This window comes from Actinomycetospora sp. NBC_00405 (assembly GCF_036044095.1).
GTDB lineage: Bacteria > Actinomycetota > Actinomycetes > Mycobacteriales > Pseudonocardiaceae > Actinomycetospora > Actinomycetospora callitridis.
Genome location: NZ_CP107938.1, coordinates 567,451 through 579,276, shown reverse-complemented (window position 1 = coordinate 579,276; position 11,826 = coordinate 567,451). Strand labels below are relative to the sequence as shown.

Here is an 11,826-nt window from a genome sequence, read left to right as displayed (position 1 = left end):
CCGACACCACGATGTCGGGCCGGGGCCACCGCACGCCACACGCCGACGCGGGAGTAGCAGCAGTGAGCGACACGTACGACGTCATCATCCTCGGAGCCGGGTCCGGGGGGTACGCCTGCGCCTTCCGGGCCGCGGAGCTGGGCCTCTCGGTCGCGCTGGTGGAGAAGGACAAGGTCGGCGGCACCTGTCTGCACCGCGGCTGCATCCCGACGAAGGCCCTCCTGCACGCCGCCGAGGTCGCCGACTCGGCGCGCGAGGGCGAGCAGTTCGGCGTGAAGAGCTCGCTGTCGGGCATCGACATGAGCGGCGTCAACTCCTACAAGGACAACGTCGTCGCCCGCCTCTACAAGGGCCTGCAGGGCCTGGTGAAGGCGAACAAGGTCACGCTGATCGAGGGCGCCGGCAAGCTCGTCGGGCAGGACACCGTCGAGGTCGACGGGCAGCGCTACCAGGGCCGGCACATCGTCCTGGCCTCCGGCTCGTACTCGAAGACGCTGCCCGGCCTCGAGCTCGGCGGCCGGGTGCTCACCTCCACCGAGGCCATCAACCTCGACTACGTGCCCGAGCGCGTCGTCGTGCTCGGCGGTGGCGTCATCGGCGTCGAGTTCGCGAGCGTCTGGAAGAGCTTCGGCAGCGAGGTCACGATCGTCGAGGCCCTGCCGCACCTCGTGCCCAACGAGGACGAGTTCCTCTCCAAGTCGCTCGAGCGCCAGTTCCGCAAGCGCAAGATCGCCTTCAAGACCGGCACGAAGTTCACCGGCGTCGAGCAGGGCGCGGACTCGGTGACGATCAGCCTGGAGAACGGCGAGCAGATCGAGGCGGACCTGCTCCTCGTCGCCGTCGGCCGCGGCCCGAACACCGCCGACCTCGGCTACGAGGAGAACGGCGTCACCCTCGACCGCGGCTTCGTCCCGACGAACGAGCGCCTGCACACCGGCGTCGCCAACATCTACGCCGTCGGCGACATCGTCCCCGGCCTCCAGCTGGCCCACCGCGGCTTCCAGCAGGGCATCTTCGTCGCCGAGGAGATCGCGGGCCTGAACCCGCCGGTGATCGACGAGACGGGCATCCCGCGGGTCACCTACTGCGAGCCCGAGGTCGCCTCGGTCGGCCTCACCGAGGCGCAGGCCAAGGAGGTCTACGGCGAGGTGCAGACCCTCACCTACGACCTCGCCGGCAACGGCAAGTCGCAGATCCTCAAGACCTCCGGCGCCGTCAAGCTCGTCAAGGGCGGCACCAGCGACGACGCCCCCGTGGTCGGCGTGCACATGATCGGTACGCGCATGGGCGAGCAGGTCGGCGAGGCCCAGCTCATCTACAACTGGGAGGCGCTGCCCGCCGACGTGGCCAACCTCGTCCACGCCCACCCCACGCAGAACGAGGCCCTCGGGGAGGCGCACCTCGCGCTCGCCGGCAAGCCCCTCCACAGTCATGGCTGATCCTGGCCACGGCTGACCACACCCGAGACACGCACGAGGAGTCACGAGCACGATGGCCTACACCGTCCAGATGCCTGCTCTCGGGGAGAGCGTCACCGAGGGCACGGTGACGCGCTGGCTCAAGCAGGAGGGCGACCACGTCGACGTCGACGAGCCCCTGCTCGAGGTGTCCACCGACAAGGTCGACACCGAGATCCCGTCGCCCCAGGCGGGGGTGCTCCAGCGGATCGTGGCGCAGGAGGACGACACCGTCGAGGTCGGTGGCGACCTCGCCGTGATCGGCGACGAGGGCGAGGGCGGTGGCTCGTCGGGTGGTGACGCCCAGCCGGCCCAGGAGTCGCAGCCGGAGCCGGAGCCCCAGCAGCAACCCGAACCCGAACCCGAGCCCCAGCAGTCCCAGCCCGAGCCCGAGCCAGAGCCCCAGCCGGCGGCGGCGTCGTCGTCGGGCGGCTCGTCCTCCGGCGGCGGGGCCAGCACGACCGTCGAGATGCCCGCGCTGGGCGAGTCGGTCACCGAGGGCACGGTCACGCGCTGGCTCAAGCAGGTCGGCGACACCGTCGAGGTCGACGAGCCGCTGCTCGAGGTGTCCACCGACAAGGTCGACACCGAGATCCCCTCGCCCGTCGCCGGCACCGTGCTCGAGCTGCGCGCGGGCGAGGACGACACCGTCGAGGTCGGCGGCGCCCTCGCCGTGATCGGCGACGCGTCGCAGGCGTCGGGCGGTGGCTCGCCGGCCCCCGCCCAGCCGGAGCCGCAGCAGACCCAGCCGCAGCAGACCGAGGCCGCCCCGCCGCGCGAGGACCCGCGTCCCGAGCCCGAGCGCCCGGCCGAGCCGGAGCCCGCGGAGGCCCCGGCCGGCCCCCAGGCCGCGTCCGGCGCCGACGACTACGTCTCGCACGAGACGGAGCAGCCCACCGGCCCGAGCGGGCCCGCGAACGCGGGTGCGCAGAAGGCGCCGTCGCAGGCCTCGACGCAGGGCAACGGGGCGTCGACGCCCGCGGGCGACGGAGGCGGGGAGAGCGGCTCGCCGTACGTCACGCCGCTGGTGCGCAAGCTCGCCGCCGAGCGCGGCGTGGACCTGTCGTCGCTGACCGGCACCGGCGTCGGCGGCCGCATCCGCAAGCAGGACGTCGTCAAGGCCGCCGATGAGCAGGACAGCGCCGCAGCCACTCCGCCGGGCGGCGCCCCGGCGGGCGACGCCCCGGCCGGGGCGCAGGCCGCGGGCGGCTCCGGCGGCGGGGCGGTGTACGGCGGCGAGGTACAGAAGCCCTCGGCGTCCGGTTCCCGCGGCTCCGCCGGCGCGCCCGCGCCGGACACCTCGGGGCTGCGCGGCACCACGCAGAAGCTCTCGCGGCGCCGCGCCACGATCGCGAAACGCATGGTGGAGTCGCTGCAGATCTCCGCCCAGCTCACGACGGTGGTCGAGGCGGACCTCACGCGGATCGCGCGCCTGCGCGACCGGGCGAAGGCCGACTTCCAGAAGCGCGAGGGCGTCAAGCTCTCGTTCCTGCCGTTCATGGCGCTGGCCACCGTGGAGGCCCTCAAGGCCCACCCGCAGGTCAACGCCATGATCGACACCGAGAAGGGCGAGGTCACCTACCACGGTGCCGAGCACCTGGGCATCGCCGTCGACTCGCCGGCCGGCCTGATCGTGCCGGTGGTCCACGACGCCGGGGACCTCAACCTCGCCGGGCTCGCCCGCAAGATCTCCGACGTCGCGGAGCGCACCCGGGCGAACAAGATCACGCCGGACGAGCTCTCGGGCGGCACGTTCACCATCACGAACACCGGCTCGCGGGGCGCGCTGATCGACACACCGATCATCAACCAGCCCCAGGTCGGCATCCTCGGCACCGGCGCCGTGGTGAAGAAGCCGGTGGTGCTCCAGGACGACTCGGGCGGCGACGTCATCGCCATCCGCTCGACGGCCTACCTGTGCCTGTCCTACGACCACCGCATCGTCGACGGCGCCGACGCCGCGCGCTTCCTGACGACGATCAAGGACCGCCTCGAGGGCGGCGCCTTCGAGGGCGAGCTGGGCCTGTAGCTCGCGCGCACCTGTTCCGACCGAAGGGCACCGTCACGCGCTCTCTCCGCGTGACGGTGCCCTTCGGTCGTCCAGCCCGAGCCACGCCGTTCCGGCGAAGGGCGCCCCTCACCGCTCTATCCGCGCGAAGGTGCCCTTCGCGCGGAACCGACCCGGTACTCCCGCGACACCGCTGAACGCCGACCCCGGGTCGCGTCGGGCCGGACACTCCGCGACGATCACCCCATGCGCGTCGTCATCGCCGGGTCCTCCGGACTCATCGGCACCGCCCTGGTCCCCCGCCTGCGGGAGGCCGGGCACGAGGTCGTCCGTCTCGTCCGCCGGACCCCGCAGGCCCCGGACGAGCGCGGCTGGGACCCGGCCGCCGGGCACCTCGCGCCGGGCGCGCTCGAGGGCGCCGACGCGGTGGTCAACCTGTGCGGCGCCGGCATCGGCGACAAGCGCTGGACCGGCGCGCGCAAGCAGGAACTGCGCGACAGCCGCATGATCCCCACCGACGTCCTCGCCCGCGCCGTCGCCGAGCACGGCGTCCCGACGCTGGTCAACGGGTCGGCGGTCGGCTGGTACGGCGACACGGGCGCGATGGCCGTCGACGAGACCGCCCGCCGCGGCACCGGCTTCCTCGCCGACCTCTGCCGCGACTGGGAGGCCGCCACCAAGCCGGCGGTCGACGGCGGGGCGCGCGTCGTCCTCGTCCGCACGGGCCTCGTGCTCTCCCCGTCGGGCGGGCTGATGGGGCGGATCAAGCCGCTGTTCCAGTTCGGGCTCGGCGGCAAGCTCGGGCCCGGGACCCAGTACTGGCCGTGGATCTCCCTCGACGACGAGATCGGCGCGATCGTCTGGGCGCTCGAGCACGACACGGTCTCCGGGCCGCTCAACGCCACGGGGCCGGACCCGGTCACCAACGACGAGTTCACCCGGGTGCTCGCCGAGCAGATGAGCCGCCCCGCGCCCTGGGTCGTCCCCGGGTTCGCCATGCGGGCCGCGCTCGGGCAGTTCGCCGACGAGGGCGTGCTCGTGAGCCAGCGCGTCCTGCCGGGCGTCCTCGAGCGCGAGGGCTTCGAGTTCCGCCACGGCACGCTCTCGGAGGCCCTGCACGCGGTGCTCGACGGATGACGGTCCCGGAGCCCCTGCCCGACGTCGTCGACGTCGTCGTGGTGGGCGCCGGGCTCGCCGGGCTGCGGGCCGCGCGCACGGTGGCGCGGGCCGGGCGGTCGGTCGTCGTGTGCGAGGCCGGTGACGGCGTCGGCGGGCGGGTGCGCACCGACGTCGTCGACGGGTTCCTCGTCGACCGCGGGTTCCAGATCCTCAACACGTCGTACCCGGCGCTGCGCGCGGCGTTCGACCTCGACGCCCTCGACCTGCGCCGCTTCGTCCCCGGCGCCGCGGTCCGCGACGCCGACGGCCGCCTGCACCGCCTCGCCGACCCGCGCCGCGTCCCCTCGTGGGCGCCGCGCACCGCGCTCGACCGGCTGCTCGGGATCGGCGCCAAGGCCCGGATCGCCGCGCTGGCCGTGCGCTCGCTGGTCGTGCCACCGCGCACCCAGGCGCGCGCCCCCGAGCGCTCGACCGCCGACGAGCTCGCCCGCTGGGGCCTCGGTGGCGCGCCGACCGAGACGTTCCTGCGCCCGTTCCTCAACGGCGTGCTCGGCGACCGCGACCTGGAGACCTCCTCGCGGGTGTTCTCCCTGTTCTGGCGCAGCTTCGCCCTCGGCGACCTGACGCTGCCCTCGCGCGGCATCGGCGCGGTGCCGGCCCAGCTCGCCGCCCGGCTGCCGGCGGGGACGGTGCACCTCGACACCCCCGTCGAGCGGGTCGGCCCCGGGCTGGTCGAGACGGCACGCGGCTCGGTGCGCGCCGGCGCGGTGATCGTCGCGACCGAGGGCACCGCGGCCTCGCAGCTGCTCCCGGGACGCGTCCCGCCGCCGCGCACGTTCGCGCTCACCACGCAGTACCACGTGGTCGCCGAGCCCCCGACCCGTCAGGCGCTCCTGCACCTCGACGGCGCCCGCGGGCCGGTGGTCAACACCGTGGTGCTCACCGCCGCCGCGCCGTCCTACTCCCCCGACCACCGGCACCTCGTCGCCAGCACCGTCCTCGGCCCCGAGCCGCTGGCCGAGACCGAGCTGCGCCGCGAGCTCACCCGCATCTGGGGCACGCCCGTCGGCGCCTGGGACGAGCTGGCGACGGTCCGGGTCCCCCGCGCCCTGCCCGCCGCGATCCCGCCGACCCCGGCCGGCCTGCAGCATCCCGTGGACGTGGGCGACGGCCTGTTCGTCGCCGGCGACCACCGCGACACCCCCTCGGTGCAGGGCGCGCTGGTCAGCGGGCGGCGGACGGCGCAGGAGGCGCTCCGGTACCTCGGAGCCGAGGTACCGTCGAGCCCGTGAGCCGTTCCAGCCGCGCCGCCGCCGAGCCCGTCGAGGTGCACGAGATCGGCACCGTCGACTACCAGGAGGCCTGGGACCGCCAGCGGGCCCACGCCGACGCGCGGGTCGACGGCGGCCCTGACGTGCTCCTGCTGCTCGAGCACCCCTCGGTCTACACGGCGGGCAAGCGCACGCTGCCCGAGGAGCGCCCGGCCGACGGCACCCCCGTCATCGACGTCGACCGCGGCGGAAAGATCACGTGGCACGGCCCCGGCCAGCTCGTCGGCTACCCGATCATCGGGCTCGCCCAGCCGTTCGACGTCGTCGACCACGTCCGTCGTCTGGAGCAGGCGCTCATCACCGTGTGCGACTCCTACGGCCTGGCGACCGGCCGGATCGACGGGCGCAGCGGCGTGTGGCTGCCCGCCGACGACCGTGGCCCCGCCCGCAAGATCGCCGCCATCGGCGTGCGCGTGGCGCGCGGCGTCACCCTGCACGGCTTCGCCCTCAACGCCGATCCGGACCTCGCCGCGTTCGGCGCGATCGTGCCGTGCGGGATCCGCGACGCCGGGGTCACGAGCCTCACCGCCGAGCTCGGGCGCCGCGTGGGCGTCGACGAGGTGCGCGCGGCCACCCGCGACGCGGTGCTGGCGGCCCTGGAGGGCGATATCGAGGTCACCGAGCGCACGCTGACCGTGGACGAGCCGCGCGAGGTCACCGTCGGCGGGCTCACCGTGCGCGTGGGGACACCGGCCGGGGCCTGAGCCCGAAGCACTCCTGCTCGGTGATCCACGGAACGATACGGACACTCAACGTCTGCATCAGGGGAGCACGCCGATGGGGGTCCGCCGCTGACACTCGGGCGAGCCCCTCAGACCGCCGCGAGCTGGGACGCCACTTCCGACGCCACGAGCTCGAGGTGGTCGAGGTCGGAGAGGTCGAGCACCTGCAGGTAGAGGCGCTGCATCCCCGCGCGCTCGCCGAACGTGCCGATCTTGTCGACGACCTCGTCCGGGGTGCCGGCGATGCCGTTGGCGCGCAGCTCGTCGGGACGGCGGCCGATGGCGTCCGCGCGGCGGGCGACCTCGGCCTCGTCGCGGCCGACGCAGAGCACCTGCGCGGTGGAGCGGCCCAGGGTCGCCGGGTCGCGGCCGCGCTCGCGGCACGCGGTGTCGACGCGCTCCTGGCCCTCGACGAGGGCGTCGAGGCCGGCGAACGGCATGTTGAACTCGGTGGCGAAGTCCGCCGCGAGCCGCGGCGTCCGCGACGGCCCGTTGCCCCCGACGATGATCGGCGGGTGCGGGGTCTGCAGGGGCTTCGGCAGGCCGGGGCTGTCGTCGAAGGTGTAGTGCTCGCCGGCGAAGGAGTACGTGACGCCGACCGGGGTGCGCCAGGAGCTGGTGAGGATTTCCAGCTGCTCCGCGAGCATCCCGAAGCGCTCGCGCAGCGGCGGGAAGGGGATGCCGTAGGCCAGGTGCTCGGCCTCGTACCAGCCGGTGCCCAGGCCGAGCTCGACGCGTCCGCCCGACATCTGGTCGACCTGCGCCACCGTGATGCCCAGCGGGCCGGGCAGGCGGAAGGTGGCGGCGGTCATGAGCGTCCCGAGGCGGATCGTGGTCGTCTCCCGCGCGAGGGCGGCGAGGGTCAGCCAGGCGTCGGTGGGCCCCGGGAGGCCGTTGGCGTCGCCCATGGCGAGGTAGTGGTCGGACCGGAAGAAGGCGTCGAAGCCCGCCGCTTCAGCACACCGCGCGACGCGGAGTAGATCTTCGTAGGCGGCGCCCTGTTGGGGCTCTGTGAAGATCCGGAGGTCCACACGATCAGGGTAGTCATCCCGTCACGGTCCGAACCTTCCCCGCCCACATCGGTCTGAAGGACACGTCCGTGCGGCGTAGGGTCGAGCACGTGACGGTCGGCCCCAGTCAAGATCTTGCAGGCGGACGGAAGATGTTGCGGCTCGAGGTCCGCAACTCCCAGACGCCCATCGAGCGCAAGCCGGAGTGGATCCGCACGCGCGTCGCCACCGGACCGAACTTCACCGAGCTCAAGGGCCTGGTGAAGGGTTCCGGCCTCGCCACGGTGTGCGAGGAGGCCGGCTGCCCGAACATCTTCGAGTGCTGGGAGGACCGCGAGGCCACCTTCCTCATCGGCGGCGAGCAGTGCACCCGGCGGTGCGACTTCTGCCAGATCGACACGGGGAAGCCCTCGCCGCTGGACCGCACGGAGCCGCGGAAGGTCGCCGAGTCGGTGCGCCAGATGGGCCTGCGCTACTCGACGATCACCGGCGTCGCCCGCGACGATCTCGAGGACGGCGGCGCGTGGCTCTACGCCGAGACCGTCCGCCAGGTGCACGCCCAGAACCCCGGCACCGGCGTCGAGCTGCTCATCCCCGACTTCGACGGCCGGGACGACCAGCTGGGCCCCGTCTTCGACGCGGCCCCCGAGGTGCTGGCCCACAACCTCGAGACCGTGCCGCGCATCTTCCGCCGCATCCGCCCGGGGTTCCGCTACGAGCGCTCCCTCGACGTGATCCGCAAGGCCCGCGCCGCCGGGCTCGTCACCAAGTCGAACCTGATCCTCGGCATGGGCGAGACGCCGGACGAGGTCACGACGACGATGCAGGACCTGCACGACGCCGGTTGCGACCTGCTGACGCTCACCCAGTACCTGCGTCCGAGCCTGCGCCACCACCCCGTGGAGCGGTGGGTCAAGCCCGAGGAGTTCGTGGAGCACCGGGACGCGGCGCTCGCCATGGGCTTCCCCGGCGTGATGGCCGGTCCGCTCGTGCGCTCGTCGTACCGCGCCGGACGCCTCTACGCGCAGGCGAAGATCGCCCGCGGCGAGGCGCTGCCCGAGGGCATGGCCGAGCTCGCCGAGGAGGGACCGGCCCGCCAGGAGGTCGGCGAGGTGCTCGCGCGCTCTCGCTCCTGACCCACGCTGCGTGGACGGCGTGATGCCCCCGTAGGGCAGAATGGTCCGCATGGCGAAGCAGGGCTCCGGTGCGGCGAGCAAGGAAGAGAAGAAGGCCGCCAAGCAGGCCGCGAAGGCCGCGCGCCGTGAGCGGTTCAGCCAGATCTGGCAGGCGTTCCAGATGCAGCGCAAGGAGGACAAGCTCCTCCTGCCGCTGATGATCGGGGCGGTCGTCGTCACGGCCCTCGTCCTGTTCGGCATCGGCCTGCTCATCGGCCAGGAGTGGTTCCTGCTGCCCACGGGCGTCCTGCTCGGCGTCCTCCTTGCCGTGATCATCTTCGGCCGCCGGGTGCAGAAGAACGTCTACGCGAAGGCCGCGGGCCAGCCCGGCGCCGCCGGCTGGGCGCTCGACAACATGCGCGGCCAGTGGCGCGTCACCCAGGCCGTCGCCGGCACCACGCAGCTCGACGCCGTGCACCGCGTCATCGGCCGGCCCGGCGTGATCCTGGTCGCCGAGGGCGTGCCGCACCGGACGAAGGGCCTCGTCGCACAGGAGAAGAAGCGCGTCGCCCGCATCGTCGGGCAGGTGCCGATCTACGAGGTCCTCGTCGGCGACGAGGAGGGCCAGGTGCCGCTCTCGAAGCTCCAGCGCCACGTCACCAAGCTCCCGCGCAACATCGACAAGAGCCAGATGGAGACCGTCGAGAAGCGTCTCGCCGCCCTGGCCGCCCGCGGTGGGCCGGCGATGCCCAAGGGCCCGATGCCGCGCAACGCGCAGCAGATGAAGGGCATGCAGCGCACCGCGCGCCGCCGGTAGCTCGCCGGTAGCTCGTCGGTAGCCCTCGTCAGCGGGTCCGGATGACCACCGTGCGACTGGCACGGTCGTGGATGCCGCGCGAGTCACGGTCCATGATCAGCGCCGGCACGATGAAGAACACCGAGGCCGTGCGGACCAGCGTCCAGAGCAGGCCGACCCCGGCCGACTCCGGACGGTCCAGGCGCACGACGCGCATCCCCAGCAGGGCCATCGCGGGCGTCGCACCGATGACCGCCACCGGCACGACCATGAGGATCGCCCAGGTCAACAGGCTCCAGTTCTGGGGCGGCGCCGGGTAGGTGAAGATCAGCGCCACGATGCCGGCGAGCAGCGAGTCGAGCAGGAACTGACCGCCGCGGCGCAGCAGCGTGGCCACGGAGCCGGGGCCGGTCTCGGGGAGCCCGAACCGCTCGCCGGGGTAGCCGTCGGCGCCGGGGGCCTCGCCGGGATCCGAGGGCGGGGAGGCCGGCCGGGTGCGTCCGGCCGCCGGGGCGGGACGGTCCGTGGCCACCTCACCGGCCGTGTCACCACCAGCGGGTCGTCCCGCGCCGTCCAGCCATTCACGAAACCACGACACCGTGACAGGCTACGGCCGTCGGGGGCCGGGGGCGCTGCGTCGTCGCATGGCCACCCTGTGCGCGTTAACTGCTGTGAAACATGCTGGTGACGGGCGAGCAACAGCACCGACCTAGCGTCGGGATCACCTGGAACGGTCACGGACCTTGCCCCCGATCGGTGGGTACGGTGCCCTCCGCTGACCACTCGACCCCCGTCGTCCCCGGCAAGCGTGTGAAGGAGCCACCGAGGGTGTTCAACAATCAGGACGAGGTCTTCAAGTACATCTCCGACGAGGGGGTGAAGTACGTCGACGTCCGGTTCTGTGACCTCCCTGGCCAGATGCAGCACTTCACGGTGCCGGCGTCGGAGCTCAAGGAGGGCGTCTTCACCGACGGCCTGGCCTTCGACGGCTCGTCGATCACCGGGTTCCAGAGCATCAACGAGTCGGACATGACGCTGCTGCCCGACCCGGCGACGTCCCGGATCGACCCGTTCCGGGCCCAGAAGACCCTGAACATGAACTTCTTCGTCCACGACCCGCTGACGCTCGAGGCCTACAGCCGCGACCCGCGCAACGTGGCCCGCAAGGCGGAGAAGTTCCTGTCCACCGTCGACGTGGCCGACACGTGCTTCTTCGGCCCCGAGGCCGAGTTCTACATCTTCGACTCGGTGCGCTACGACTCGAAGCCGAACGGCACGTTCTACGAGGTCGACTCGGTCGAGGGCCACTGGAACACCGGTCGCGACGAGGTCGGCGGCAACAAGGGCAACAAGGTCTCGATGAAGGGCGGGTACTTCCCCGTCGAGCCGACCGACCAGAGCTCGGACCTCCGGGCCGCGATCGGCACCAACCTCATCAACTCGGGCTTCGAGCTCGAGAAGCTGCACCACGAGGTCGGCACCGGCGGTCAGGCCGAGATCAACTACAAGTTCAACACGCTGCTGCACGCGGCGGACGACCTGCAGTTGTTCAAGTACATCGTCAAGAACACGGCGTGGCAGGCGGGCAAGACCGTCACCTTCATGCCGAAGCCGATCGCCGGCGACAACGGCTCGGGCATGCACTGCCACCAGTCGCTGTTCAAGGGCGGCGAGCCGCTGTTCTACGACGCCAACGGCTACGCGGGCCTCTCGGACCTCGGTCGCCACTACATCGGCGGCATCCTGCACCACGCCCCGAGCCTCGTCGCGTTCACGAACCCGACGATCAACTCGTACCACCGCCTGGTGCCCGGCTTCGAGGCCCCGATCAACCTCGTGTACTCGAACCGCAACCGCTCGGCGTGCGTCCGCATCCCGATCACCGGCGACAACCCGAAGGCCAAGCGTCTCGAGTTCCGCTGTCCCGACTCGTCGGGCAACCCGTACCTGGCCTTCGCCGCGATGATGATGGCCGGCCTCGACGGGATCCGGAACAAGATCGAGCCGCCGACGCCGGTCGACAAGGACCTCTACGAGCTGCCGCCCGAGGAGGCCGCCGAGATCGCACAGGTCCCGGCCAGCCTCGACGCCGCGATCAACAACCTCGAGGCCGACCACGACTACCTGCTCGAGGGTGGCGTGTTCACCTCGGACCTGATCGAGAAGTGGGTCGAGCTCAAGCGCGACGACGTGACCGGCCTGCGCCTGCGGCCGCACCCGTACGAGTTCGAGCTGTACTACAACTGCTGATCTCCTGAGCAGTGCCGA

At 72.5% G+C, this 11,826-nt stretch carries 10 protein-coding genes; 8 read left to right on the top strand and 2 right to left on the bottom strand.

Features of this window, described 5'->3' with window-relative positions:
* The first annotated feature begins 62 nt into the window (after positions 1–62).
* The 5 genes from lpdA (at position 63) to lipB (ending at position 6,619) form a co-directional block, all read left to right on the top strand.
* Positions 63–1,439: a dihydrolipoyl dehydrogenase gene (gene lpdA, locus OG774_RS02880; protein ID WP_328306500.1), complete on the top strand. Its 1,377-nt coding sequence runs from the start codon at positions 63–65 to the stop codon at positions 1,437–1,439.
* 52 nt (positions 1,440–1,491) lie between these two features.
* Positions 1,492–3,486: a 2-oxoglutarate dehydrogenase, E2 component, dihydrolipoamide succinyltransferase gene (gene sucB, locus OG774_RS02875; protein ID WP_328306498.1), complete on the top strand. Its 1,995-nt coding sequence runs from the start codon at positions 1,492–1,494 to the stop codon at positions 3,484–3,486.
* A 225-nt stretch (positions 3,487–3,711) separates the two neighbouring features.
* On the top strand, positions 3,712–4,602 hold the full coding sequence (locus tag OG774_RS02870) for a TIGR01777 family oxidoreductase (RefSeq protein ID WP_328306496.1): 891 nt from the start codon (positions 3,712–3,714) through the stop codon (positions 4,600–4,602).
* The gene (locus OG774_RS02865; protein ID WP_328306494.1) at positions 4,599–5,876 is read left to right on the top strand and encodes an NAD(P)/FAD-dependent oxidoreductase; all 1,278 of its coding nucleotides are present in this window, start codon (positions 4,599–4,601) and stop codon (positions 5,874–5,876) included. The genes OG774_RS02870 and OG774_RS02865 overlap by 4 nt, the downstream gene beginning before the upstream one ends.
* Positions 5,873–6,619 (top strand): lipoyl(octanoyl) transferase LipB, encoded by a 747-nt coding sequence (gene lipB / locus OG774_RS02860; RefSeq protein WP_328306492.1) that lies wholly within the window; start codon positions 5,873–5,875, stop codon positions 6,617–6,619. The genes OG774_RS02865 and lipB overlap by 4 nt, the downstream gene beginning before the upstream one ends.
* Positions 6,620–6,726: 107 nt before the next feature.
* On the opposite strand, the gene OG774_RS02855 is transcribed toward lipB, so the two are convergent.
* The gene (locus OG774_RS02855) at positions 6,727–7,668 is read right to left on the bottom strand and encodes an LLM class F420-dependent oxidoreductase (protein ID WP_328306490.1); all 942 of its coding nucleotides are present in this window, start codon (positions 7,666–7,668) and stop codon (positions 6,727–6,729) included.
* A gap of 131 nt (positions 7,669–7,799) precedes the next feature.
* Here OG774_RS02855 and lipA point away from each other — a divergent pair, with 131 nt between their 5' ends.
* Entirely contained in the window at positions 7,800–8,783 is a 984-nt protein-coding gene (gene lipA / locus OG774_RS02850) for a lipoyl synthase (RefSeq protein ID WP_328306488.1), read from the top strand.
* Between the two features lie 49 nt (positions 8,784–8,832).
* Positions 8,833–9,579: a DUF4191 domain-containing protein gene (locus OG774_RS02845; protein ID WP_328306486.1), complete on the top strand. Its 747-nt coding sequence runs from the start codon at positions 8,833–8,835 to the stop codon at positions 9,577–9,579.
* 28 nt (positions 9,580–9,607) lie between these two features.
* Here OG774_RS02845 and OG774_RS02840 read toward each other — a convergent pair whose 3' ends face one another.
* Positions 9,608–10,090, bottom strand: a complete 483-nt coding sequence (locus tag OG774_RS02840) for an RDD family protein (RefSeq protein WP_328306484.1) — start codon at positions 10,088–10,090, stop codon at positions 9,608–9,610.
* A 296-nt stretch (positions 10,091–10,386) separates the two neighbouring features.
* Between OG774_RS02840 and glnA the strand changes: the two genes are divergently transcribed.
* A complete protein-coding gene (glnA, locus tag OG774_RS02835) occupies positions 10,387–11,808 on the top strand; it encodes a type I glutamate--ammonia ligase (protein ID WP_328306482.1) in 1,422 nt (473 codons plus the stop codon).
* Positions 11,809–11,826 lie beyond the last annotated feature (18 nt).

Excerpts from the sequence above, each read along its gene's own strand:
- sucB (WP_328306498.1), top strand. The coding sequence starts at position 1,492 with ATGGCCTACACCGTCCAGATGCCTGCTCTCGGGGAGAGCGTCACCGAG.
- OG774_RS02870 (WP_328306496.1), top strand. The coding sequence starts at position 3,712 with ATGCGCGTCGTCATCGCCGGGTCCTCCGGACTCATCGGCACCGCCCTG.
- OG774_RS02865 (WP_328306494.1), top strand. The coding sequence starts at position 4,599 with ATGACGGTCCCGGAGCCCCTGCCCGACGTCGTCGACGTCGTCGTGGTG.
- lipA (WP_328306488.1), top strand. The coding sequence starts at position 7,800 with ATGTTGCGGCTCGAGGTCCGCAACTCCCAGACGCCCATCGAGCGCAAG.
- OG774_RS02845 (WP_328306486.1), top strand. The coding sequence starts at position 8,833 with ATGGCGAAGCAGGGCTCCGGTGCGGCGAGCAAGGAAGAGAAGAAGGCC.